Source organism: Thalassospira lohafexi, from assembly GCF_002844275.1.
Taxonomy (GTDB): domain Bacteria; phylum Pseudomonadota; class Alphaproteobacteria; order Rhodospirillales; family Thalassospiraceae; genus Thalassospira; species Thalassospira lohafexi.
In genome coordinates this window covers 1-22,914 of record NZ_NXGX01000012.1, presented here as the reverse complement: position 1 = coordinate 22,914, position 22,914 = coordinate 1, and the positions used below count along the sequence as shown (strand labels likewise).

The following is a 22,914-nucleotide window of genomic DNA, read 5'->3' as shown; positions in this document are numbered from 1 at the left end:
AAATTCAAACTGGAAACGGTCGTGTGACCGCGAACCAGAGGCAGCTTATTCGGTTTCTTTGCCTGCCGCGACGATGATATCGCCAAACTCGCGCAGGAAAACAGATCCCTTAACCGTCCGCTGAATCAGCACCGAACGACGGTCGTCTTCATCAACCTTGCGTTTGACCATGCCAAGCGAACTCAGGCGGTCAAGGGCACGGGTGATAGCCGGTTTGGAGATGTTAAGCGCATCTGACAATCCACGCACGGTATGCGGTGCCGGGGTCAGGTAAACGTTCAATAACAAAGCCATTTGCCGAGCAGATAAATCGGGGGAATCCCGACGCACGCTTTCTACAATCGCGATACGCCAAAGGTCGAGGGCCTTGGACGGTTTGATCTCGATCGACATGCTTGTGCCCAACAATTATTTGTTACGAATACGTAATCTGTCTACCTGACCCCTGCGTAGATGTCAAAGGTCTAATTGGGAAATGTACAATCCAGAGCCTTTTCCCTCTGGGTTGAAACGTTTTGCCGGAGGGCTTCTTCTGTCCGGCAAGGAAATGATCGCAGAGCGTAGCGGTGCTACGGTCAAGACCCTTGACGCTGCGGGGCAGAAGAAGGTCCCGGCCCGAAGGGTTCGTGTTTGGCGATGTTTCGCATCGTTACACCGCTTGAACGACGCGCCGCATCGTCCTGCGCGCTGTGCCTTGCCAAACACTTCGCCAAGCACGAACAAAATCGATCAAGCCCAGAGGGAAAAGGCTCTTGGGTTTAGTTTACTTACCGAAACGATCCTCGATCAGCTTGAAGGCGGCCCGAATTCCCTGTGCTTCGCCACCGGTTGGGCGACCCGGTCGGTCGGTCGGGTTCCAGGCCATCAAATCAATATGCGCCCAGCTTTTTGCCCCTTCGGCAAACCGGTCCAAAAACAGACCGGCAATGATCGCACCGCCAAACGGGCTGCCGGAAATGTTGTTCATGTCGGCCGCCTTGCTATCAAGCATCGGGCGATACTCATCCCACAATGGCAACCGCCACATCGGGTCATGCAGCGCCAGCCCATTTTCCATCAACCCATTGGCCAGATCATCATCATTGGAAAACAGGGCTGGCAAACCAAGGCCAAGGGCCACACGTGCAGCCCCGGTCAGGGTGGCGAAATCAAGCAGCATCTCGGGGTCTTCCGACGCGGCCTCGGTCAGGGCATCAGACAGGACAAGCCGCCCCTCGGCATCGGTATTGCCAACTTCAACCGTGATGCCTTTGCGGGTTTGCAAAATGTCACTTGGGCGATAGGCCCGGCCCGACACCATGTTTTCAACCGCCGGGATCAGCACGCGCAACCGGACCGGCAAGTTCGCGGCCATAATCATGCGCGCCAGCCCCAGAACCTGTGCCGAACCGCCCATGTCCTTTTTCATCAGCAACATGTTGCTTGATGGTTTCAGGTCATAGCCGCCGGTGTCAAAACACACTCCCTTGCCGACCAGCGTGATTTTCGGCGCGCTGTCATCGCCCCAATGCAAATCAATCAGGCGCGGTTCGCGGTCACTGCCATGCCCGACCGTATGAATGGCCGGGAAGTTTTGCTTGAGCAATTCTTCACCCACAATCGCGCTGACCTTGGCGCCAAATTCCGCGCCAAGATGCTTTGCCGCGGCTTCAAGTTCGGCTGGGCCCATGTCATTGGCCGGGATGTTGATCAAATCACGCGCCAGTCCGATGCCACGTGCAACGTTCTCGGCCCGTTTGGTCGCAGTGATGTCATGCAGGGCGATTTTCGCACGTTTGTCCTTTTTGCCATCATCCTTGCGATACCGGTCAAACCGATACCCCCCAAGGTAGATACCAAGGGCAGCCTTTTCATAAAGCGCTGCATTTTTCGCAAAGCCATCCTCAAACGCATAGGTCCCCTCGGGCAGGGCCAAGGGCAGTGCGGCAAAGTCCCAAAGGGCCTTGGCATCATCAAGGTAGCCGACCAAAACGGTGCCAAGCCCGCCGCCATTTGCCGGCAACGCCAGATGCGTGCCGCGTTTTGCCTCATAGCCGTTGGCGGCAATCCATGCCTTGGTATTGGCGGGCTGATCGGTCAGCCACGCGGCAAAATCGCCTTCGGCAATCGGGGTGATGGTGATCGGGTTTGCGGATGTATCGAGTGCGATAATGTGGTCGTACAATGTATGACTTCCCTGCTGGTGACGTGTTTCTGGCGTTACTTATGCTCAAGGGCGTTATATGCGGCGGTGATGCCGCCCGCCTTTCACCGTAAGATGCCAAGTGCAAGATATATTCCGTGATCTTACGGCTGCCATGGGCTTTGGGCAATTGGGGAAAAGAATTCCCCGCATGGGTGCTTGAACCGGCTTTGCAAAGCAAAGATAGTAACGCTGTATCTCAACCCCATTGGTCAAAAGGCTCCGCCATGGAAACGCTTCCTGTCCTTTATATCGGCAATAAAAATTATTCGTCCTGGTCGCTGCGGGCGTGGTTGGGGCTCAAAGTCGCCAATGTCGCCTTTGAAGAAAAACTCGTTCAATTGCGCAGTGACGCCTTCGCCGCACAGGCGCCGGTGTTTTCGCCAACGGCCAAGGTCCCGGCCTTTTTCGATGGGCGCAAAACCATCTGGGAAGCCATGGCGATCCTTGAATATATCGCCGATACTCAACCCGATACGCTGCTCTGGCCGCTGGATATGGATATCCGGGCGATTGCGCGGGCTGTATCGCTTGAAATGCATGGCGGCTTTGGCCCCTTGCGCAGTCACATGCCGATGAATTGCCGTAAATCATTGCCCGGTCTGGGGCGCGGCCCCGGCGTGGACGCCGACATCGCCCGCATTGGCGAGATTTTTAAAACCTGCCGCACCCAATACGGGCAGGGCGGGGACTTCCTGTTTGGCCATTTTTCGATTGCCGATGCCATGTATGCGCCGGTGGTCACCCGGTTTAAAACCTATGGCGTGGAACTTGACCCGATTGGCAATGCCTATATGGAAACCATCCTTGGCCTGCCCGACATGAAGGCATGGTACAATGATGCGGCCGCCGAAGAATGGGTCATCGAGGATTCCGAGGTGAAATAACCCATGCCCGGACTAAAACCCGGAAAACTGCCCGAAATTGACCCACCCGGCGCGGACGCGGCCCTTGATGCCCTGCTGGCTGATGTGCGGGCCTGTGCGATTTGCGCCGATAGCCTGCCGTTGGGGCCGCGCCCGGTGGTCCGCATGGCAAAATCGGCCCGCATTCTGGTGATCGGGCAGGCACCGGGGACAAAGGTGCATGAAACCGGCCTGCCATGGAATGATGCGTCGGGCGATCGGTTGCGCGACTGGCTGGGGCTGTCGGTTGATGATTTTTACGATCCGGCCAAGCTTGCCATTATGCCGATGGGGTTTTGTTATCCCGGCCGCATGGCGCGCGGGGGCGATTTACCGCCCCGCCCGGAATGTGCCCCGACGTGGCATGATGCCTTGCGGGGGCATTTACCCGATATCGGATTAACCCTTTTGATCGGGCAATATGCGCAAAGGTATTATCTTGGCAAACGCCGGGCCAAAACCATGACCCAAACCGTGCATCAGTTTGCCGATTATCTGCCAGATAACATTTTACCCATGCCCCATCCAAGCTGGCGCAACACCGCATGGATGAAAAAGAACCCGTGGTTTGAAGCCAGCCTTTTGCCGGTCCTGCGCGCCAAGGTACAGGCCCTGTTGGGTTAATCGCGCTTTTGTGGTTCAATGACGCGATAAAAAACTAGGAGGCAATAATGAGCAAACTCGAAAAAGCTGCAATCCAGACCGCCCTGACCAACCTTCCCGGTTGGGATCTTGCCGAAGACGGCCTGTCGATTGGCCGCGTTTACATGTTTGGCGATTTCAATTCCGCCTTCGGGTTCATGACCCGTGTGGCGATCATGGCCGACAAAATGGATCACCATCCCGAATGGTTCAATGTCTACAACAAGGTCGGCGTCACCCTGACCACCCATGATGCCGGGGGTGTTACGGCCAAGGACATTGATCTTGCGACCTTCTGCAACACGGTTGTCGATAAATAGGTCCTGATCCCAATCACCCTTTCCGCCCTGATCGTCATTCCCGCGAAGGCGGGAATCTGGTGCTGTTTCACAAAAAAACACCCTGCCGGTGTGGGATCGGCAGGGTGTTCTGGCTGCGGTCGTGTAGGGCAGAACCGTGCGGGACTATTTCGGTTCCAGCCGGACCGCGCCGTCGATGCGGATGGTCTCGCCGTTGATCATCTGATTTTCACAGATATGCAACGCCAACCGGCCATATTCGTGTGGATCGCCCAGACGTTTGGGGAATGGGATGTTCGATGCCAGTGCTTCCTGCATTTCATCGGGCAGGGCGGTGACCATCGGGGTGCCAAACATGCCCGGCGCAATCGATACAACCCGGATGCCATGGCGGGCCAGTTCGCGCGCGGCCGGAAGCGTCATCGACGCCACCCCACCCTTGGACGCGGCATAGGCTGCCTGTCCGATCTGCCCTTCATATGCGGCAATCGATGCGGTGTTGATCACAACCCCGCGTTCGCCCGATGGCCCCGGTTCGTTGCTGCTCATGGCGGTGGCGGCAACCCGCATCATGTTGAACGTCCCGATCAGGTTGACGGAAATAACCCGCGAAAAGGCCTCAAGATCCGCCGGGCCTTCTCGCCCGACAATGCGTTCGCCCTGCAAGATACCGGCACAATTGACCAGGATCGACGGACGCCCCATGGTCTTGACCACCTCGGCAACCGCCGTTTCAACGCTGGCGGCATCGGAAACATCCACCCCAAAACCAACCCCGCCAAGCTTTTGCGCGGTCGCCTTGGCCCCGTCTTCGTTCAAGTCAAAAACAGCAAGCTTCGCACCCGCATTGGCCAAAACCTCGGCGGTGGCCGCCCCAAGCCCGGACGCCGCCCCGGTGACAATGGCAATTGATCCTTTGACCTGCATGACGTGAAGCCTCCCTTGATATCTGGTATTTTCTCTAATTGGTATTTCTATACCAAATTATACCTTTATCGGGCAAGGGCAATTGCAGGCAGGGATAAAACACCGGGTAATGGCATCACAGGCCATTGGTTTTTCGGCCAACAATCGTTGCGGTTTGCGGGTCTTGTGCCGGGATTTGTGGTGTTTGGGTGCTGGTTGCGGCAAGCTTGCGTTCCCGAACGGCGACATAGATCGCAGCCCCAATAATCATCGCCCCACCGGGCAAAATCCAGATGTCGGGCACCTCGCCAAACAGGATCAGGGCGAGGATCGCGATGATCGGCAGGCGCAAATAGGAAAACCCGACAAAAAAGCTGTAATCGGCCAACCGCAATGCCTGAATATTGCACATCTGCATGGCGTTCATCATCAATGCCGCAACGGCCATCAGGCCCAAAGCCTCAAGGCTCGGTGTCTGCCAGACAAAAAGCGCCGGGATCAGCGACACCGGAGTTGTAATGATCATCAGATAAAACAAAAGCGACGTGGTGCTTTCGGTCGCCACCAGCCGTTTGGTGATCATGCCCGCACAGGCCATGCACAGCGCTGCCGCAATCGGAAGGATACTTGCCAGATGCATCGCATCTGACCCGGGCTGAATGATCAATCCAACCCCGACAAACCCGACCACAACCGCGATCCAGCGATGGGCGCGCACGGTTTCGCGTAAGGCCACAGCCGCCAAAATGGTGCCAAACAGCGGCACAGTGAAATTAAGCGTGGTGGCCTCGGCCAGTGGCAAATACAAAACCGCCATGAACCACAGGCACATTTCCGCTGCCGACAACACCCCGCGCAGCCCAAACAACGGCAGGCGCGTGGTTTTAAGCTCCGCCAACCCTTTGCGCAGCACCATCGGCGCAATCAGGATCACACCGAAAAAGAACCGTAAAAACACCGCCTGATAGGGATGAATTTCCGCCGTGGCAAACCGGATGGTCAGGGTAAAGCACGCTGCAAGGATGGCCGCACACAGGGCATAAAAGCTGGCCTTTACCGTGTTGGGCTGGCGGTCAAACCATGCTTTCATTTTTAGCGATCCTCACGTTTCGCGCGGGTTTATCGGCGTTTTGATGGCGGTTCGATGTCACTGGTGGCCGCTGTCGGGCCGCGGTTGATGCGGTTGGCTTCCTTGGCAAGTTTGGCTTCACGACGCGCAATGAACAACGCCGATCCGATAATCAGCCCCGCCCCGGGCAACAGCCAGATTTCCGGCACTTCGCCAAACAGGACAAAGGCAATGCCAACCACAATCGGCAATCGCAGATAGTTAAACCCAACCACAAAGCTGTAATCATAAAGCCGGAACGCATTGGTGTTGCAAATCTGTGTGATGTTGGCAAAAACCGCGACCCCGACCAAAAGACCAAGGGTCGGCAAGTCCGGCGTCTGCCAGACAAAAAGGGCGGGGATCAAGGTCATTGGCGTCATCAAAAGCATCATATAAAGCACAATGGTGGTGCTGTTTTCGGTCTTTGACAGTGACTTGATCGTCAATCCCGCCGACGCCATGCAAAGGGCTGCTGCAATCGGAAGAAGGCTTGCCAGTTGCATGGTCTCACTGCCCGGCCGAATGACGATCAGAACCCCGATAAACCCGGCCAAAAGGGCGGCAATGCGATACTTTCGAATGGTTTCGCGCAAAAAGATCGCGGCCAGAAACGTGCCAAACAGCGGCACGGTAAAATTAAGCGTCGTCGCCTCGGCCAACGGTAAATAGGCAAGGGCGGAAAACCAGCAACTCATCGCCCCCATCGACAGCAAGGCGCGCAGGCCAAACATCGGCAGTCGATGGGTTTTAAGCTGCATCACCCCGGATCGAAGCGCAAAGGGCGCAATCATGATCAGGCCAAAGAAATTGCGAAAGAAAACCGCCTGTAACGGATCAATTTCGGCTGTCACCAACCGCACAAGGACCGATGACATCGCCGCCATCACCGTCCCGATCAGGGCAAAGACCGTCGCCTGCAAATAGGGCGGCAGGCCCGCATACCAACTACGCATCGGGTTTCCTTTCCGACGCGATGTTTCGATCCTCCCGGGTCACTGGAATGGCTTGTGCGTCGGCGGGCGCACTGGTCGGCAGGCGCGGCTCAATCCGGGCCTGCTTGGCCAAAACGGCCTCGCGCCGCGCGATATAAAGGGCCGACCCAATGATCAGGGCCGCCCCGGCCCATGTCCAGATATCGACCACTTCGCCAAACATCACAAACGCCATGGCCGCGACAAACGGCAGGCGCAGGAAATCAAAAATCATCACATAGGACTGATCCGCCGCGCGGTAGGCCCGCACCAGAAGCTGCTGTCCGGCGGTGGCGAACCCCCCCATCAAAAGCAGCACGGCAAACTGCCAAAGTGTCGGTGTTTGCCAGTAATACAGCGCAGGCAAGAACGACAGCGGCGTCATGATCAGCCCCATCCACGTGACAATGGCATTGGCACTTTCGGTGCGCGACAGCATCTTGACCGTCGTCATGGCGGCCGCCATAAACAGGGTCGCTGTCAGGGCCAGGATCGCGCCGGTCTCAAAACTTTGTCCAAACGGGCGGATGATGACCATCGCGCCAACAAACCCGATGGCAACCGCACTCCAGCGGCGCGCGCGTACGACCTCACGCACAATGATGGCCGCGAGCACCGTGGTCAGGATCGGCAGCGTAAAGTTGATCGCAATCACCTGTGCCGTCGGGGTGATGGCAAGGGCGGAAAACAGGCACAGCATCGCGCCAAGGCCAAGGGCGGCGCGCAGAAAATGCAGTTTAAACCGTTCGGTTTTTAACCCGGTGCGCCCATGGGTCAATATCCATGGCAACATCGGAACCAAACCGAAAAGATTCCGGAAAAAAGCGGCTTCGAACGGATGAACATCATGGGTGACATAGCGGATCAAGACCGCCATCGTCGCCATGCAAAAGGCCGACCCAATCATAAGCAGGGTACCGCGCAGGGCATTATGTTCAGTCGGGGGCGAAGGCTGCATTGGGGGCAGAACCCTTATAGGGGTAAAATGGGGGCGATACTGGGTGGCAGGCAGGGGTATTAGGTTGAAACTATATATCTTTCAATATCGTATGACAAATTGACGGGGCTGTCTTGCCGCAATCGGCGGCCCCCCGGTCTTCCAACCGGCAAGGCAATCGTTTCGGGCAATTGGTATGAGGAATTATTTCGTGGTTTGACACCGGCAAAAATCGAAAAACCGCAAGCCAATGGCGGCCAATCGTCACGTGAATTTCACAGTCTGGCGCATTGCTTTGGGGTGAAATGTTCTCGGGCGGCTGATTTTCGTGTAAGATCAAGCAACTCGACAGGAATGCATCAGGGGGAAGTTTAATGGATGCGATTGATCGCAAGTTGATCGATATTCTGCAAGAAGACGCTTCACTATCCTATTCGGTCCTTGGGACAAGGGTCGGATTGTCGGTCTCTGCGGTGAATGATCGTGTGCGCAAATTGCGCGATCAGGGAATTATCAAATCCTATCAGATTGCGGTTGATCCGCACGCCATCGGACGGGCATTGACCGCCATGGTCTGGTTGCGCACCGATCCGGCCAAAGGCAATAAAAAACTGGTGAAATCACTGATCAAGGCCGATGAGGTTCTTGAATGCCATCACATGACCGGGCGGTTTGACTTTCTGTTGAAATTGCGCCTGCGCGATACCGCCCATCTTGAAAGCTTCATCACCGACACGATCAAGGAACTTGGCGGCATTTTGGAAGTATTGCCGGAAATTGCCCTGTCAACGGCAAAGGAAACGGCCTTTGTTCCGGCACAAGCGGGACAAGACTAAACATTATCCTGTTTTGACTGATAACCATCACCATACGGGAGAAATGCTTTTGATCGCAGGCATATATTCATAAATTCATGCCCTAATGGCGGTCAGGTCATCGCACACAAAGCCATTGTTGCCGTAACAATGACGTTTTGTGCCGATAACGATCCAGACAACTGGCAAAAACGCAACCAAGGTAAAGGGGACAAACATGATTGAATCGATGAATCTGGTTATCCTGATTGCATCGATTCTGGTGATTGTCGCTGTTTTCACAAGTCTGGTCAGCTTCCGGGTTGGCGCCCCCTTGCTGTTGGTGTTTTTGTTTGTCGGCCTTGGCGCGGGGGAAGACGGCATTGGCGGCATTGATTTTGACAATGCGCCGCTGGCCTATTTCATCGGCTCCATCGCCCTTGCCCTGATCCTGTTTGACAGCGGCTTTGAAACCCAGCTTCGAACGTTAAAAATTGCTGCCGGGCCGTCGCTTGTGCTCGCCACATTCGGGGTGATGATCACCACCGGTGTCATTGGTGCGATTACATGGCTTGTCCTTGGTGTGCCGTGGCTTGTTGCCTTGTTGTTTGGTGCGATTGTCAGTTCGACCGATGCGGCGGCGGTGTTTTTCCTGCTGCGCGTTGGCGGGATTAATCTGCGTGATCGTACGCGCAGCACGCTCGAAGTCGAATCGGGTTCAAACGATCCGATGGCGGTGTTTTTAACCATCTCGCTGGTCGAACTGATCGTGCTGGGCGGTGGGGATAATGTTGCCTTTGAATTGCTGCAACGCTTTGTCCTGCAAATCGGTCTGGGTGCGATTTTTGGTCTGGCGGGCGGCTATGCGCTGGTGCAAATGATCAACCGGGTCAAGCTTGAACCGGGGCTTGTGCCGATCATTACCATGGCCTGCGCACTCAGCCTGTTTGGCGCCACCAGCATTCTGGGCGGCAGTGGCTTTTTGGCGGTCTATGTTGCCGGGCTGTATGCCGGCAACAGCAACATGAAAATGAGCGTCGGCGTTCGACGGTTCCAGCATGTCACCACATGGCTGGCCCAGATTGCGATGTTTGTCACCCTCGGTCTTTTGGCCACCCCGTCGGAATTTGGCGATGTGATCATTCCCGGTGTCATTCTGGCACTGGTTCTGGTGTTTGTCGCCCGCCCGGTCGCGGTGTGGCTGTGTCTGATGTTCTTTAACTTCTCGCGCAATGATACCGCGTTTATTTCGTGGGTCGGTTTGCGGGGGGCTGTGTCGATCCTGCTGGCGATTGTGCCGATGGTCGAAGGCGTTCCCGAAGGACAGCTTCTGTTTAACACCGCCTTTATTGTCGTCATCACCTCCCTTTTGTTACAGGGCTGGACGATCCGGCGGATGGCGCGCTGGTTGGGCATTATTGTCCCGCCGCGCCATGGTCCGGTCGACCGTATTGATCTTGAATTGCCCGGCAATGCCAATCAGGAAGTCGTTATTTATCGTGTGCATGACGCCAGTGCGGTGGCAACCGGCCAACGCATTCCGCGCTGGGCACGCCCCAGCCTGATCTTGCGGGATGGCACGTCGCTTCGCCCGCACAGTGCCGGGCCGATCCAAGGTGGTGATCAGGTCTATATCATCACCCCGCCGCGTCATGTCGACCTGCTTGATCAACTGTTTGCCGGTCCGGCCGAAGGGGCCAATGACGTCGAACTGTTTGGTGATTTCAGCTTCCCGGCGACAACCCGGATTGCCGATATCGGCCGTCTGTATGGCTTTGCGGTCGAAGAGGACGACATCGACCTCACGGTTGCTGATATCCTTGAACGTGATTTGTCCGACACGCTCGAACTGGGTGACCGGATTGCTTATGGCACGGTGGAATTGATCGTGCGCCGCACCGATGATGAACATGGTGTGACGGACGTCGGGCTGGCGGTCGAACAACAGATTGCCAAACCCAAACGCAATATCCCGATCTTCCAGTCACGCAGCGAACTTCTCAGCATCTGGAAAGACTGGCAAAAACGCCGCCGCGACGAAAAAAACGCCGCATTGCAAATCGGCAGCACGTCAAAGGCCGACCAGCAAGGCATCCTCGATGCCGCGCATGACGACGATAACGACACCCAACGCGATCTCGGCACCACAGATGAAACTGTCGGCACCGATCCCGATGATAACGCCGATCCCGATACCCCGGCCGATGATGGCAAACGGGGCTGATGTGGGGGCATGCTGTGCGGGGCGGCCGGGCCCGGTTGATGATAAGCCAAACAGGGTGTTGGCATTAGCTCACCTAATGCCGTGATCAAAAATGCTGGCTTGGTGAATCCCGTGATTCTGCTCTAGGGTCTGAACCCAATTGAATGCTTAAAATGGTCGCGAGGAATTTGTGCGGATATCAGGAGCATTACCGCAGCAAGGCTCGCTGCCTTGCAAGGTGATGCGACGTAATAGCCCGTGCAAATTCCTCCGATCCGGAGGACATCAGGACAACCTGAGACCTGCTGCGTCAATCCCCTTGCCCGGGGCAACACCCCGCGCGGCGGAGATTTCCTTGCATGTCTTGCTTGTTCTGATGCCATTTCAAGCATTCAATTGGGTTCAGACCCTAGATTACCGCTTCACTTTTTGTTGGAGTCCGTCATGGGCATACTGGGATTATATGCGGTTGTTGTGCTGATCTGGGGATCGACCTGGATCGCGATCCAGTTTCAGCTCTCCGTCGCCCCCGAGGCCGCTGTTGCCTATCGCTTTGCGCTGGCAACCCTGATCCTGATGGCATGGTGTGGCCTGCGCCGCTTGCCAATGCGGTTTTCGCTGCGCGATCATCTGTTCATGGCCGCCCTTGGCGTTTGCCTGTTCTCGTTTAACTACGTGCTGATCTATATCGCCAGCATCCATCTGACCTCCGGGCTGTTGGCGGTGGTGTTTTCGACCATCGTCATCATGAATATGATTAATGGCGCGATCTTTTTCCATCGCCGTCCTGAAACGCGCACAATGATTGGCGCGGTTCTGGGCATGGCCGGGATTTCGTTGGTGTTTGCCCGCGATCTGGCCGCCTTTGATCTGGCAACCGGCGGCAGCATCGGGCTTTTGCTGTCGCTGGCCGGAAGCTATATCGCATCGCTTGGCAATATGGCCTCGGCGCGCAATCACGCGCAGGGCATTCCGGTGATGCAGGCCAATGCCTTTGGCATGCTGTATGGCACCGTCATGCTGTTTGGCTATATCGCGGTTTCTGGTGTGCCACTGACGTTTGATACCAGCCCGTCGTTCCTTGCCGCCCTTGTCTATCTGGCGCTGTTTGGTTCGGTGATCGGGTTTGGCACCTATTTGACGTTGCTGGGCAAAATCGGGCCAGACCGCGCGTCTTATAGTTCGGTGATGTTTCCGGTGGTGGCGCTTTTGCTCTCGACATGGTTTGAAGATTTCATCTGGACCGGTAACATCATTCTGGGTGTCGGGCTGACGATGCTGGGCAATGTGGTGATCCTGACCAAACGCATGCCCAAACCGGCATCACTTGTCTTGGCACAGGTCACGCCAGAACCGGTCTGCGACGACAAGCCCAAACAAGCCGGTGTCTGATCGCTGACATGTCCGCTACCCTGACGGTGATGTGTTAGACTGAAAACGCGCAAAGACGAACCCAGACGATAAAAGACGAACGGAGAAAGCACATGAACGGCGTTGCCTATTTCAAACGCATGGCGGGCTATAATCATTGGGCCAATGGTCATCTGTACGCGGCCTGTGCCATTTTACCGGCTGACGCATTGTATGAGCCGCGCACCGCGTTCTTCCCGTCGATCATGCGCACCCTGAACCATCTTCTGGTCGCCGACCGTCTGTGGTTGTCGCGGCTTTTGGGTGCGCCCGAAGTCATGCCGCTTGATACCATCCTGTTTGACGCCTTTGGCGACTTGCGGGTCGCGCGTGAGGCACAGGATGAGGCGATTATTGCGTATCTTGATGGCCTGACCGAAGACGTCCTGACCAGCGATCTGACCTATCAGTCGGTTTCGGCCGGGGCCTATACCATGCCGCGTGATCTGATTTTGGGACATATGTTCAACCATCAAACCCATCATCGCGGGCAATTGTCATCCATGCTGCTTGAGGCAGGCGGCAAACCGCTTGAGATTGATTTGGTTTATTACGCACGAGATTTGCTGTGATGCTTGACCTTTTGGTCCAATACACCCCGTTTTTGATCGCGGCCGTGCTGCTGAACGTCTCGCCGGGGCCTGATATGGCCTATATTATCGGTCAAACGGCGGTGCATGGGCGCAAAATCGGCTTTTTCTCAAGTTTTGGGGTGGTTTCGGGCGCATTTGTCCATGTTTTTGCTGCTGCTCTTGGTCTTTCCGCCATTTTGGCGACCTCGGCACTGGCGTTTTCCATCGTCAAATGGGTTGGGGTGGCCTATCTGGTCTGGTTGGGGCTTGGCGCGCTGCGCAGCAGTTTTGCCAAATCCGCCTCCGCCACCACCACCAGCAACCCCACCTCAGACATAGACGACATCGCATCCGCTCGCGTCACGGCCCATAACGTCACCGCCTTTCAGGCATGGCGACAGGGGGCGATGATTGATGTGCTCAACCCCAAGGTCGCGATTTTCTTTATGGCCTTCTTGCCGCAGTTTGTGCATCCCGAACAGGGACACGGCGCGCTGCAATTTCTCATCCTTGGCACAACAGTCAATCTGATCGGGCTTGTGGTCGAAGGTGCAATTGTGCTGCTGGTCGGGGCGGCGGCCCTTCGCATCAAGGGCAATGGCGCGATTGGCGCGTGGCTGCAACGCTCCCTTGGGGCGATGTTTATCGCCCTTGGTGTGCGCCTCGCCATCACCGAACAATAAGCGGAATTTACCCCAAATATCAGGATGATTTTGATGTGCGTGCCAGATGCGTCACCAGCGCGCGCGACAGCGGGGCGGCACTAAGTCCATGGGCGATGATGCTGATACAGACAATCATCACAACCGCGGCATAAATCGTTTCATGCCCGCTTGGGTCAATCATGGTGGCCATGATCAGCAAATAAATGATCGAGGCAATCCCGCGCGGCCCGAACCAGCCGATATAAAGCTTTTCGGCCAGTGAGTAGGGGCTCCCGATCATGCAAATCCACACACAGACGGGCCGCAAAACCACAAGGCTCGCGACCGAGAAAACAACCATTTGCCACGTCCAAAGCCCGTAAACGGCGGGCACAACCAGCAGGCCAAAGATAAAGAAGGTCAGCATGGTCAAAAGCTCTGACTCGGCCTCGCCAAAGCTTTCAATCGCATCGCGCACCTTGTCGCTTGTGATGTTAAGCGCCAATCCCCCGGCAAAGGCGGCAACAAACCCGTTGCCACCAAGCTTTTCCGACAGAAAATAAATAAACAGGGCCGATAACACCCCCAAAAGCCGTTCAAACCGATCAAGAATGGTGCGATGGGTGACCGCATGATTAACCACATACCCAATGACGATCCCGGTCAGAATGCCAACCCCGGCCCCGATGGAAATTTCCATCACCGCTTCACGGATCCAGTTGCCGGGCCCTTCGCCAAGTAATTCGGCCTCAAACAACACCGCAGTGGTAAAGACCGGCAACACCAGCCCGTCATTCAAACCGCTTTCGATGTTAATGCCCTGGCGCACCGCATCGGGGACTTTTTTATTTTCGAAAACCGGCTGGCCAAGGGCCGCATCGGTCGGGCTGACAATCAGGGCCAGAATAAGGGCGGGTAAAATACCAATCGTTGGATCAATCCCGATGATAAACGCCCATGTCACCCCGATGGTCAGCGGCAATCCCACCAAAAGCAACCGGTTGGCAAGGCGCAATGCCGGGCGTTCCTTGCGGTAATCAAGCACGGCTGCATCCAGAAACAGGATAATCGCCAGCGTCATCTCGGCAAAGCCGGTGGCGAAATGAATGCGATCAGCCAGCGGGGCCAATGGTGCTTCGTGCCAGATGCCAAGTGGCAGGGCAATCAGAGCCCCGGCAAGCACCATCACCATCGGCGATGAAATGCTGCGCCGCTGTAACCGGCGCGATTGCAGCCCGTATATCAGCCCCGATCCGAGAAAAAGGATGATCACCCATTCGAACATGATGCTGCCTAACTTCTTGATCCGTCTGGCGATAGTGCCCTAAACCGCTGTGACAGGAAAGGCATATAGGCCCGACTATAGGACTATAGGACTATAGGACTATAGGACTATAGGACTATGGGACTATGGGACTATGGGACTATGGGACTATGGGACTATGATCTGGCGGTGGCTGCCTGCAACACATCAAGTCCTTCGCCGTGACACCGGGCATCGCCACTGGCAATCACCAGATCACCACTGTTGATGGTCAATGCCCGGCCATCCCAATCGGTAATCACCCCGCCCGCCCCTTCAATGACCGGCACGGCGGCACAGAAATCATAGGGTTGCAGGTTAGACTCAACCAAGACATCACCAAATCCCATGGCAATCAGGCCATAGCCATATGAATCAATGCCGTAAATTGGATGGCGTGCTGCCCCAAATGCCGCTTTATATCCGGCAATGGCCTTTGTTGTGATGAAAAGATCCGGTCCGGTGGTGAAAATGGTCGCATCTTTTAAATGTTTACAGGCGCGCGCCTTGATCGGCTTGTCGTTCAGCGTGCTGGCCTGTCCGGTCACCCCGATCCAGCGTTCATCCAAAATCGCCTGATCAATCAGGCCCAGCACCGGTTTGCCGTTCTGACACAGGGAAATCAGGGTGTTAAAGCTGGGCTTGCCGGCGATGAACGATTTGGTCCCGTCAATCGGGTCCAGCACCCAGACATATTCCGCATCAAGGTTTTCTGATCCGTGTTCTTCGCCCAGAATCCCATGATCGGGAAGCTCGGCATTGATCATGTCGCGCATCGCGCGCTCAATTTCCCGGTCCGCAATGGTGACAAGGCTTGCGTCACCCTTAACGTCAATTTCCACCGGCTTGCGGTAGTAGCTTTGCAAAACAGGCCGGGCGACATCGGCCAGCTTGTGCGCCATGGCCAGAAACGGATGGGAATTGGTCATTGTCGGGGCTCCTGTTGGGCGGATGGCGGGTGGCAAGTGGCAAGTTGGCGGGTCGCAGAAATTAATCAGGCCCAAGTGGATAGGCCAGGTTAGGCCATTGCGGCTTTGATGGTGACCAAAACATCGTGATGGCACCGCGCATCGCCACTGGCAATAACGTCCCCGGCACTCTCCATGGTCAATGGGTTGCCTGACCAGTCACTCATCACCCCGCCAGCCCCTTCAACCACGGGCACAAGGGCGCAGAAATCATACGCCTGCATCCCGGTTTCAACCACCGTATCGGCCAGACCAAGGGCCGTCAGCCCATAGGCATAGGCATCCACCCCATACATCGGCACCCGGCATTTGGTTGAAACCGCGTCATAGGCCTTGGCCGCATCGCCGCGAAACAGTTCGGGTGCGGTGGTAAAGAAGGTCGCGGATTTAAGGTCTTCGCAGTCGCGCGCACTGATCTCGGTGCCGTTCATGGTGCTGGCCTGTCCCATAACGCCGACCCAGCGTTCATCGGTGATCGCCTGATCAATGATGCCCAGAACCGGTTTGCCTTTGTGGCAAAGCGCAATCAGGGTGGCAAAGCTTGGCTTGCCGGAAATGAACGACTTGGTGCCGTCAATCGGATCCAGCACCCAGACATAATCCGCGTCCATATTCTCACGACCGTATTCTTCGCCCAAAATCCCGTGATCCGGAAGCTCGGCCCCCAGAATCTCGCGCATGGTGCGTTCGACTTCGCGGTCGGCAATGGTGACCGGGCTGTCATCGGCCTTCACATCAACCGCAACCGGGGTGCGGTAATATTTGCGCACGACCGGGCGGGCGGCATCGGCCAGTTTGTGGGCAATGGTCAGAAACGGCTCGAGATCTTCCATGAAGGCACATCCCTGTGATGGTTGATGGCGCGGCGTCTAAATCGGCAAGAAAGACGCGATCAGACAGGGCCAAAACCAGCCCTGAAACGAAAACAGGGGACAGTTACCTGTCCCCTGTAAAAAATCAATGTCTGATCAGAAAAATCTGTCCAGTTTAAGGCCCGTTACTGCGCTGGTGCTGCGTCGCCTTCGGCTGGGGCTGCATCACCTTCTGCCGGTGCCGCATCTTCAGCCGGGGCTGCTTGCGCAGCATCCTCTGCCGGTGCAGCAGCGTCTTCAGCTGGGGCTGCTTCTGCGGCTTCCGCCGGATCCGGATAGGCCATCGGGCTGTCAGACTTGCTGTTCAGCCAGGCAATGACGTTTGCGCGGTCAGATGCCTTTGACAGGCCGCCAAAGCTCATTTTCGTGCCGTCGATAAAATCGCGCGGTTTGTAAAGGAACTCGTTCAACTTGGCAAAATCCCAGCTGCCGCCATGGTTGGCCATGCCGTCAGAATAGGAAAAATCGTCTTTATGCGCAAAGTGCGCGCCAACGATGCCATACAGGTTCGGGCCGGTTTTATTCGGACCGCCTTTTTCCGCATCATGGCAGGATGCGCATTTCTTAAAGACTTTTTCGCCCTGACCAAGGTCAGCAGATGCCAGCATGGCAAGGATCGGTTCCGGTCCTGCCGGTTCGCTTGGCGCCGCGGCATCGGTATTTGCGCCCGCCATCACATCCTCGGAGAATGGATAAACCGGTGCTTCCAGCTCTTCGGGATGGACAAGTGCGCCACCAATTTTCCCGACAACCACTACCAAAAGCACGGCACAAATGACTCCGGCGACGATCTTGTTGATTTCCATCGTGTTCATGACGGGACCCCGTTACAGCCTAATCACTCTCAGGTTTCTTTTATAATAAAGACCAGATTACCCATGCGTCCCCCTAGTGTTGCGCCAATTTACGCAACACGCATGTGACAGCAGGCAAAACTGATCGGTGGGAAACTATACGTTTCAGAGATTTGCATCAACCTTTCTTAAACATAAAGGCGAAAACAAAAGGCAGTAGACTTTCGTCTAGCACAATTTTGGGCTCTGGCCCGCGTGATTGCCGCAAAAACGATTCTGTCTTTTGCCTATTGCCTGAAACCGGCTATTGTCCCGCCGATTCACAGCCATGTTTTGGCATCTTGCGCAACATGCATGCTTTGCGCGAAATCAAAATGTGGCTAACTATATGGCACGCTATATGGCCCTGCTGCCTGACCGGAGTTCCAAAATGTCGACGCCGCGCAATCCTGTTGTTGTTATTCCTGCCCGTATGGCGTCCATGCGTCTGCCCAACAAGCCGCTGGCCGACATCTGTGGCGCGCCGATGATTGTGCAGGTCTGGCGTCGCGCGATGGAGGCCGAAATCGGCCCGGTGCTGGTCGCCTGCGCTGAACAGGAAATTGTCGATGTGATTGAGGCCGCAGGCGGCATCGCGGTTCTGACCGATCCCGATTTGCCAAGTGGCTCGGACCGTGTGCATCAGGCTCTGCAAACATTCGATCCCGATGGCACATATGATGCGGTGGTCAATGTGCAGGGCGATCTGCCGACGATCTCGCCCGATGACATCCGCGCGGTGTTTGATCCGCTTGCCGATCCGATGGTCGATATCGCAACCCTGGCGGCTGAAATCAAACGCGAAGAAGAACGCCACAATCCCAACGTGGTAAAGGCCGTCGTTGCCTTTAACGGCCAGCGTGTCGCACGCGCCCTTTATTTCACCCGCGCGACCGCACCGTTTGGTGATGGTCCGCTTTATCATCACATCGGTCTTTATACCTATCGCCGTGCGGCCCTTGATCGTTTTGTCGCATTGCCCCCGGCCGAGCTTGAAAAACGCGAACGGCTTGAACAGTTGCGCGCCCTTGAAAATGGCATGGTGATTGCCGTCGCATTGGTCGATGGCGTGCCCTTGGGGGTCGACACCCCAGAGGACCTTGAACGCGCACGCCTTGTGCTGGGCGCGTAATTGGGGTTTTCTATCCCAAACACTTGAAGTTCGTGACGAAAACACTTTTGACGTATCAGGAAACAACCAGATGACCGCGCAACAAAGGATCGCTTTTCAGGGAATGCACGGGGCCTATTCCGATCAGGCTGCCCGGCGTGCTTTTCCGGGTGCAACCACCGTACCCTACCGGACCTTTGAAGGCGCCTTTAGTGCACTGGAAGACGGCGATGTTGAACTGGCCGTCATCCCGATTGACAACACACTCGCCGGGCGCGTGGCCGATGTGCACCATATCTTGCCCGAGTCGGGTGTGCACATCATTGGCGAGACGTTCCTTCGGATCAATCACGCCCTTGTGGCCGTGCCGGGAACCAGAATCGAAGAAATCAAGGAAATCCGCAGCCACGTTCATGCGCTGGGCCAATGCCGCAAATTGCGCAAAGAACTGGGTGTAAACACGGTTGTCGGTTCCGATACGGCAGGCTGTGCCAAGGAAGTTGCTGATCTTGGTGATAAATCGATTGCCGCCATCGCTCCGGCCCTTGCGGCCGAGATTTATGGCCTTGATATCCTGCGCACCGAAGTCGAAGACGCCGCACACAACACAACGCGCTTTATCATTCTGGCCCGCGATCCGCTCAATATCGCCAATGACGGCACCCCGGTTGTGACAAGTTTTGTCTTTCGGGTGCGCAACGTGGCGGCCGCCCTATACAAGGCGCTGGGCGGGTTTGCCACCAATGGCATCAATATGACCAAGCTCGAAAGCTATATGGTCGAGGGCCACTTCACCGCGACCCAGTTTTTCGCCGAGGTCGAAGCCCATCCCGAACAGCTTGGTCTGCGCCACGCGCTTGAAGAACTGCAATTCTTCTCCCATGAAGTCCGCATTCTCGGTGTTTATCCGGCCCACACATTCCGCCGCGAAAACGATTTGCCTGCCGAATAATCCCCCGCAGCATGTAGAGCACGCCACGAAAAAAGGGCCGGTCTTTTGCAAGACCGGCCCTTTAAAATGTCAGACGTCCGACGGACTTAACTTTCCGACTGTTTGATCAGATCGCTTGAGAACCGCTTGATGATCTGGGTCAGTTCGGCCGAACGGCTCGAAAGCTCTTCGGATGCCGATTTCAGTTCGGCGGCATCCTCGGTCGTGCTTTGCGCGCTTTTCATGGTTTCATCGACACTGTGCGAAATCTGTTTCACACCATCCGCACTGCGGTTGGCATTGCCCGAAATTTCCTGAGTTGCCGCACCTTGTTCTTCAATGGCCGCGGCAATCGCGGTGGAGGCACCACGCACCTGTTCGATGGTTTCTGAAACCCGCGAAATACCCGTTACCGCCCGTTCGGTACCATCGACAATGTCGTTGATCTGGGCGGCGATTTCGTCGGTGGCCTTTGCGGTCTGGGTCGCAAGGTTTTTGACCTCGTTTGCCACCACGGCAAAGCCTTTGCCCGCTTCGCCTGCGCGCGCCGCCTCAATCGTTGCGTTCAGCGCCAGAAGGTTGGTCTGACCGGCAATATCATTGATCAGGCCAATGATTTCCTTGATCTTTTCAACCGTATCGGACAGGCCCGCGACATCGTTTGACGCACTTTGGCTTTCATCGGTGGCACGTTCCACCGTGTTTGACATCTGCGAAATCTGAACATTGATTTCCGTGATCGAGGATGAAAGTTCCTCGGTCGCGGCGGCAACCGCATCAACGTTCTGCGAAACCTCACCGGCGGCCGATGCAACCTGCTGGCTCTGGCCAAGGATACCATCGGCATTTTGCGCCATGCTGACCGAAAGATCGTTGCTGCGCCCGACAGAACTGTTGACCGCACCGGCGATGCCGCCCACTTCGCTTTCAAGTTTTTCTGCAATCGCACGGATGTTTGACCGGCGTTCCTGTTCGGATTTCTGTTTCTGAACGGCAGCATCGGCTTCAAGTTGCTGGGCCTGTGCCGATTTATCGCGCAGGGCAAGAACACCTGCCGCCATGTCGCTAATCTCGGTGAAGTGAGAGTTGCTATCGACCTCGGCGGTGTAGTTGCCTTCCGCAATGGTCCGAATGGACGTGTTCAGGCCCTTGATGCTTGAGGCAATACGTGACCCGACGAACCAGGAAATAACGCCGGCAATCACGATGGCGATCACCGAAATAATCGCAATACGCTGCATGATGGTCAGGAATTCCGACTGTACGTCATCCATATAAACGCCAGCCCCCAGCGCCCAGTTCCACTCCTTGATCGGGCGGACATAGGCCGCCTTTTCAATCAGTCGGTCACCTTCGCCGGGTTTCTTGGTTTCATAGGTGATGATCCCGCCACCGGCCTGTGCGGTTTTGACGATCATGGTGCGCACTTTGCTGTCGGGATTACATTTACCAACGTCTTCAGGGCTCAGCGGATCCAGAACCATGCAGTGGCCATAGTCACTGGCAAAGATGTAGTTGGCCCCGTCAAAGCGATACGCATTGAGAATACCAAGGGCGGCGGCCTTGGCATCGGCTTCGCTCATCTCACCTGATTTTGCCTTGGCAACATAAGAATCGACGATCGTGACCGCCCCTTCGGTCAGATGCGAAATCTGTTCAAACTTTCCGTTCCGAAGGCTGGTCTGGTAATTAAGCGCAACCGTGAAAATAATCGCCAGCAGCGTCAGTAGGCAAATTGCCGGGATTGAAAAAATCCCCGTCACAACACGAAATCGCATGTCCGTCCCCTTGTTAAGCACATGTCACATAACGATTATGGGACCATGAATTGTAAACAGAACAGTTAATTCTCGAAGATATATTACGTCCAAATGCGTTTTTGCATGGCTGATCGGCGTTGGCTTTGATTGACATTGTTTCAAAGGGCCTGTATCACCCGGCTCATTCCTTCGCTTGCAAAGACAGAATCAGCTGTCAGGAACTGTATCAAAGGCGAGGAGGGTGGTTACAGCGTGATGACGTTGTGGCCTCACATCATTTGCCTCTCTTGCAGGGTCCGACGCAGTGGCTTCTTTGCCGCGTTACCGGTCTTGATTGCGTATGAGCAGGCGTCATTGGCGTTAACATGTCGCCACCGGATAACGTAAGGACTTTCCTTTATGACTAATTTTGAAGGGCTCAAGCTTATCGAGCCCCTGCTGCGCAATGTTGAAGCTTCCGGTTTCACCGCACCGACTGAAATTCAGGCTGCTACGATCCCGGCACTTCTCGAAGGGCACGACCTTATGGGTATTTCCCATACGGGTGGCGGTAAAACCGCTGCGTTCTGCCTTCCGTTGCTGCAGCGTCTTGCTGAAAATCCGCAGCGTCCAAAACCGGGCCAGCCGCGCGCAGTTATCCTTGCGCCGACCCGTGAACTGGCAACCCAGATTGGCCAGTGCCTGCGTGATTTCAAAAAAGGCATCCGCCTTTTCTCATCTGTTGTTTTCGGTGGTTCCCCGATGGGCCCGCAGATTCAGGAACTGCGCCGTGGCGTTGATATCCTGGTTGCGACCCCGGGTCGTCTGCTTGATCACATGTCGCGTAATACGATCCGTTTCGACGACGTCGAAGTCTTCATCCTTGATGAAGCCGACCGTATGCTCGACATGGGCTTCTCCGAAGACGTTCTGACCGTTGCACAGCAGTTGCCGCACAAACATCAGACCGTGATGTTCTCGGCAACCATGCCAGCAGAAGTCAAACATCTGACCGACCGCCTTCTGCGCGATCCGGTCAAGGTTGAAACCGCACCGCAGGCAAGTGTCACCGAACGTGTGACCCAGATTGGTATGTTCGTGAAACGTCACGACAAAACCAAGCTTCTGGTTCAGATTCTTAAACGTGATGACACCGAACGCGTTCTGGTCTTCACCAAAACCAAGGCAGACGCTGACGAACTGTCGTTCCAGCTGCGCGATGAAGGCATTGATAGCGATGCTATCCATGGCGACAAACAGCAGCGCATCCGTCAGAAAATCCTGCGTAATTTCCGTAATGGCCAGTTCCCGGTTCTGATCGCAACCGATGTTGCGGCCCGTGGTATTGACGTTCCGGGTATTACCCACGTTGTGAACTATGACCTGCCGCAAGATGCCGACAGCTATGTTCACCGTATCGGTCGTACCGGTCGTGGCAGTGCCGAAGGGATTGCAATTGCGTTCTGTGAACCGCGTGACATTCGTTTGCTGCGCAACATTGAACGACTGATCAAACAGGACATTGCCATCGACGAAAATCACGAATTCCATGCAGCACCTCCGGCCCGTTCGGCTGGCGGC

The 22,914-nt window shown here is 55.7% G+C and carries 22 protein-coding genes; 11 read left to right on the top strand and 11 right to left on the bottom strand.

What is annotated here, in order from left to right; translation table 11 throughout:
* Positions 1–45: 45 nt before the first annotated feature.
* Together COO92_RS20615 and COO92_RS20610 are read right to left on the bottom strand one after the other, a co-directional pair.
* Positions 46–393: a MarR family winged helix-turn-helix transcriptional regulator gene (locus COO92_RS20615; protein ID WP_101304828.1), complete on the bottom strand. Its 348-nt coding sequence runs from the start codon at positions 391–393 to the stop codon at positions 46–48.
* A gap of 370 nt (positions 394–763) precedes the next feature.
* On the bottom strand, positions 764–2,164 hold the full coding sequence (locus COO92_RS20610; RefSeq protein ID WP_101304827.1) for a leucyl aminopeptidase family protein: 1,401 nt from the start codon (positions 2,162–2,164) through the stop codon (positions 764–766).
* Between the two features lie 245 nt (positions 2,165–2,409).
* Between COO92_RS20610 and COO92_RS20605 the strand changes: the two genes are divergently transcribed.
* The 3 genes from COO92_RS20605 to COO92_RS20595 are packed head-to-tail and all read left to right on the top strand — an operon-like array spanning position 2,410 to position 4,049.
* Positions 2,410–3,069 (top strand): glutathione S-transferase family protein, encoded by a 660-nt coding sequence (locus COO92_RS20605; protein WP_101304867.1) that lies wholly within the window; start codon positions 2,410–2,412, stop codon positions 3,067–3,069.
* Positions 3,070–3,072: 3 nt separating this feature from the next.
* Positions 3,073–3,711 carry a uracil-DNA glycosylase family protein gene (locus COO92_RS20600; RefSeq protein WP_101304826.1) on the top strand — a complete coding sequence of 213 codons (639 nt, stop codon included), beginning with the start codon at positions 3,073–3,075 and terminating at the stop codon, positions 3,709–3,711.
* Between the two features lie 47 nt (positions 3,712–3,758).
* Positions 3,759–4,049, top strand: a complete 291-nt coding sequence (locus COO92_RS20595; RefSeq protein WP_101304825.1) for a 4a-hydroxytetrahydrobiopterin dehydratase — start codon at positions 3,759–3,761, stop codon at positions 4,047–4,049.
* A gap of 144 nt (positions 4,050–4,193) precedes the next feature.
* Here COO92_RS20595 and COO92_RS20590 read toward each other — a convergent pair whose 3' ends face one another.
* The 4 genes from COO92_RS20590 to COO92_RS20575 form a co-directional block, all read right to left on the bottom strand.
* Positions 4,194–4,955: an SDR family NAD(P)-dependent oxidoreductase gene (locus tag COO92_RS20590; RefSeq protein WP_101304824.1), complete on the bottom strand. Its 762-nt coding sequence runs from the start codon at positions 4,953–4,955 to the stop codon at positions 4,194–4,196.
* A gap of 115 nt (positions 4,956–5,070) precedes the next feature.
* Positions 5,071–6,024: a DMT family transporter gene (locus COO92_RS20585; protein ID WP_101304823.1), complete on the bottom strand. Its 954-nt coding sequence runs from the start codon at positions 6,022–6,024 to the stop codon at positions 5,071–5,073.
* A gap of 29 nt (positions 6,025–6,053) precedes the next feature.
* Complete coding sequence (locus COO92_RS20580; RefSeq protein ID WP_101304822.1) at positions 6,054–6,998, bottom strand: DMT family transporter; 945 nt, start codon at positions 6,996–6,998, stop codon at positions 6,054–6,056.
* A complete protein-coding gene (locus tag COO92_RS20575) occupies positions 6,991–7,974 on the bottom strand; it encodes a DMT family transporter (RefSeq protein ID WP_101304821.1) in 984 nt (327 codons plus the stop codon). Before COO92_RS20575 ends, COO92_RS20580 begins: the two co-directional genes overlap by 8 nt.
* 353 nt (positions 7,975–8,327) lie before the next feature.
* Between COO92_RS20575 and COO92_RS20570 the strand changes: the two genes are divergently transcribed.
* The 5 genes from COO92_RS20570 to COO92_RS20550 all read left to right on the top strand — a co-directional run bounded on the left by COO92_RS20570 (position 8,328) and on the right by COO92_RS20550 (position 13,615).
* A complete protein-coding gene (locus tag COO92_RS20570) occupies positions 8,328–8,789 on the top strand; it encodes an Lrp/AsnC family transcriptional regulator (RefSeq protein ID WP_101304820.1) in 462 nt (153 codons plus the stop codon).
* Positions 8,790–8,985: 196 nt separating this feature from the next.
* On the top strand, positions 8,986–10,971 hold the full coding sequence (locus tag COO92_RS20565; protein ID WP_240626546.1) for a potassium/proton antiporter: 1,986 nt from the start codon (positions 8,986–8,988) through the stop codon (positions 10,969–10,971).
* 423 nt (positions 10,972–11,394) lie between these two features.
* Positions 11,395–12,342, top strand: coding sequence for a DMT family transporter (locus tag COO92_RS20560; RefSeq protein ID WP_101304819.1), 948 nt, complete (start codon positions 11,395–11,397; stop codon positions 12,340–12,342).
* Between the two features lie 92 nt (positions 12,343–12,434).
* On the top strand, positions 12,435–12,932 hold the full coding sequence (locus tag COO92_RS20555) for a DinB family protein (protein WP_101304818.1): 498 nt from the start codon (positions 12,435–12,437) through the stop codon (positions 12,930–12,932).
* On the top strand, positions 12,932–13,615 hold the full coding sequence (locus tag COO92_RS20550) for a LysE family translocator (RefSeq protein ID WP_101304817.1): 684 nt from the start codon (positions 12,932–12,934) through the stop codon (positions 13,613–13,615). Before COO92_RS20555 ends, COO92_RS20550 begins: the two co-directional genes overlap by 1 nt.
* Before the next feature lie 19 nt (positions 13,616–13,634).
* On the opposite strand, the gene COO92_RS20545 is transcribed toward COO92_RS20550, so the two are convergent.
* The 4 genes from COO92_RS20545 to COO92_RS20530 form a co-directional block, all read right to left on the bottom strand.
* Positions 13,635–14,861 carry a cation:proton antiporter gene (locus COO92_RS20545; RefSeq protein WP_101304816.1) on the bottom strand — a complete coding sequence of 409 codons (1,227 nt, stop codon included), beginning with the start codon at positions 14,859–14,861 and terminating at the stop codon, positions 13,635–13,637.
* Between the two features lie 155 nt (positions 14,862–15,016).
* Entirely contained in the window at positions 15,017–15,808 is a 792-nt protein-coding gene (locus COO92_RS20540) for an inositol monophosphatase family protein (RefSeq protein ID WP_101304815.1), read from the bottom strand.
* 89 nt (positions 15,809–15,897) lie between these two features.
* Complete coding sequence (gene hisN / locus COO92_RS20535; RefSeq protein WP_101304814.1) at positions 15,898–16,680, bottom strand: histidinol-phosphatase; 783 nt, start codon at positions 16,678–16,680, stop codon at positions 15,898–15,900.
* A gap of 164 nt (positions 16,681–16,844) precedes the next feature.
* On the bottom strand, positions 16,845–17,534 hold the full coding sequence (locus tag COO92_RS20530; protein WP_101304813.1) for a c-type cytochrome: 690 nt from the start codon (positions 17,532–17,534) through the stop codon (positions 16,845–16,847).
* A gap of 409 nt (positions 17,535–17,943) precedes the next feature.
* Between COO92_RS20530 and COO92_RS20525 the strand changes: the two genes are divergently transcribed.
* A complete protein-coding gene (locus COO92_RS20525; protein WP_101304866.1) occupies positions 17,944–18,684 on the top strand; it encodes a 3-deoxy-manno-octulosonate cytidylyltransferase in 741 nt (246 codons plus the stop codon).
* A 70-nt stretch (positions 18,685–18,754) separates the two neighbouring features.
* Entirely contained in the window at positions 18,755–19,615 is an 861-nt protein-coding gene (locus COO92_RS20520) for a prephenate dehydratase (protein WP_101304812.1), read from the top strand.
* Between the two features lie 86 nt (positions 19,616–19,701).
* Here COO92_RS20520 and COO92_RS20515 read toward each other — a convergent pair whose 3' ends face one another.
* Positions 19,702–21,372 (bottom strand): methyl-accepting chemotaxis protein, encoded by a 1,671-nt coding sequence (locus tag COO92_RS20515; protein WP_101304811.1) that lies wholly within the window; start codon positions 21,370–21,372, stop codon positions 19,702–19,704.
* A 381-nt stretch (positions 21,373–21,753) separates the two neighbouring features.
* Here COO92_RS20515 and COO92_RS20510 point away from each other — a divergent pair.
* Positions 21,754–22,914: DEAD/DEAH box helicase (locus tag COO92_RS20510; protein WP_133125099.1), on the top strand; the 1,161-nt coding region annotated here is incomplete at its 3' end.

What these genes read in the sequence shown, in the direction of transcription:
- COO92_RS20565 (WP_240626546.1), top strand. Translation starts at nt 8,986, where the DNA reads ATGATTGAATCGATGAATCTGGTTATCCTGATTGCATCGATTCTGGTG.
- COO92_RS20530 (WP_101304813.1), bottom strand. Translation starts at nt 17,534, where the DNA reads ATGAACACGATGGAAATCAACAAGATCGTCGCCGGAGTCATTTGTGCC.
- COO92_RS20540 (WP_101304815.1), bottom strand. Translation starts at nt 15,808, where the DNA reads ATGACCAATTCCCATCCGTTTCTGGCCATGGCGCACAAGCTGGCCGAT.
- COO92_RS20570 (WP_101304820.1), top strand. Translation starts at nt 8,328, where the DNA reads ATGGATGCGATTGATCGCAAGTTGATCGATATTCTGCAAGAAGACGCT.
- COO92_RS20595 (WP_101304825.1), top strand. Translation starts at nt 3,759, where the DNA reads ATGAGCAAACTCGAAAAAGCTGCAATCCAGACCGCCCTGACCAACCTT.
- COO92_RS20600 (WP_101304826.1), top strand. Translation starts at nt 3,073, where the DNA reads ATGCCCGGACTAAAACCCGGAAAACTGCCCGAAATTGACCCACCCGGC.
- COO92_RS20525 (WP_101304866.1), top strand. Translation starts at nt 17,944, where the DNA reads ATGTCGACGCCGCGCAATCCTGTTGTTGTTATTCCTGCCCGTATGGCG.
- COO92_RS20555 (WP_101304818.1), top strand. Translation starts at nt 12,435, where the DNA reads ATGAACGGCGTTGCCTATTTCAAACGCATGGCGGGCTATAATCATTGG.
- COO92_RS20590 (WP_101304824.1), bottom strand. Translation starts at nt 4,955, where the DNA reads ATGCAGGTCAAAGGATCAATTGCCATTGTCACCGGGGCGGCGTCCGGG.
- COO92_RS20585 (WP_101304823.1), bottom strand. Translation starts at nt 6,024, where the DNA reads ATGAAAGCATGGTTTGACCGCCAGCCCAACACGGTAAAGGCCAGCTTT.
- COO92_RS20545 (WP_101304816.1), bottom strand. Translation starts at nt 14,861, where the DNA reads ATGTTCGAATGGGTGATCATCCTTTTTCTCGGATCGGGGCTGATATAC.
- COO92_RS20560 (WP_101304819.1), top strand. Translation starts at nt 11,395, where the DNA reads ATGGGCATACTGGGATTATATGCGGTTGTTGTGCTGATCTGGGGATCG.
- COO92_RS20605 (WP_101304867.1), top strand. Translation starts at nt 2,410, where the DNA reads ATGGAAACGCTTCCTGTCCTTTATATCGGCAATAAAAATTATTCGTCC.
- hisN (WP_101304814.1), bottom strand. Translation starts at nt 16,680, where the DNA reads ATGGAAGATCTCGAGCCGTTTCTGACCATTGCCCACAAACTGGCCGAT.
- COO92_RS20550 (WP_101304817.1), top strand. Translation starts at nt 12,932, where the DNA reads ATGCTTGACCTTTTGGTCCAATACACCCCGTTTTTGATCGCGGCCGTG.
- COO92_RS20615 (WP_101304828.1), bottom strand. Translation starts at nt 393, where the DNA reads ATGTCGATCGAGATCAAACCGTCCAAGGCCCTCGACCTTTGGCGTATC.
- COO92_RS20580 (WP_101304822.1), bottom strand. Translation starts at nt 6,998, where the DNA reads ATGCGTAGTTGGTATGCGGGCCTGCCGCCCTATTTGCAGGCGACGGTC.
- COO92_RS20575 (WP_101304821.1), bottom strand. Translation starts at nt 7,974, where the DNA reads ATGCAGCCTTCGCCCCCGACTGAACATAATGCCCTGCGCGGTACCCTG.
- COO92_RS20520 (WP_101304812.1), top strand. Translation starts at nt 18,755, where the DNA reads ATGACCGCGCAACAAAGGATCGCTTTTCAGGGAATGCACGGGGCCTAT.
- COO92_RS20515 (WP_101304811.1), bottom strand. Translation starts at nt 21,372, where the DNA reads ATGCGATTTCGTGTTGTGACGGGGATTTTTTCAATCCCGGCAATTTGC.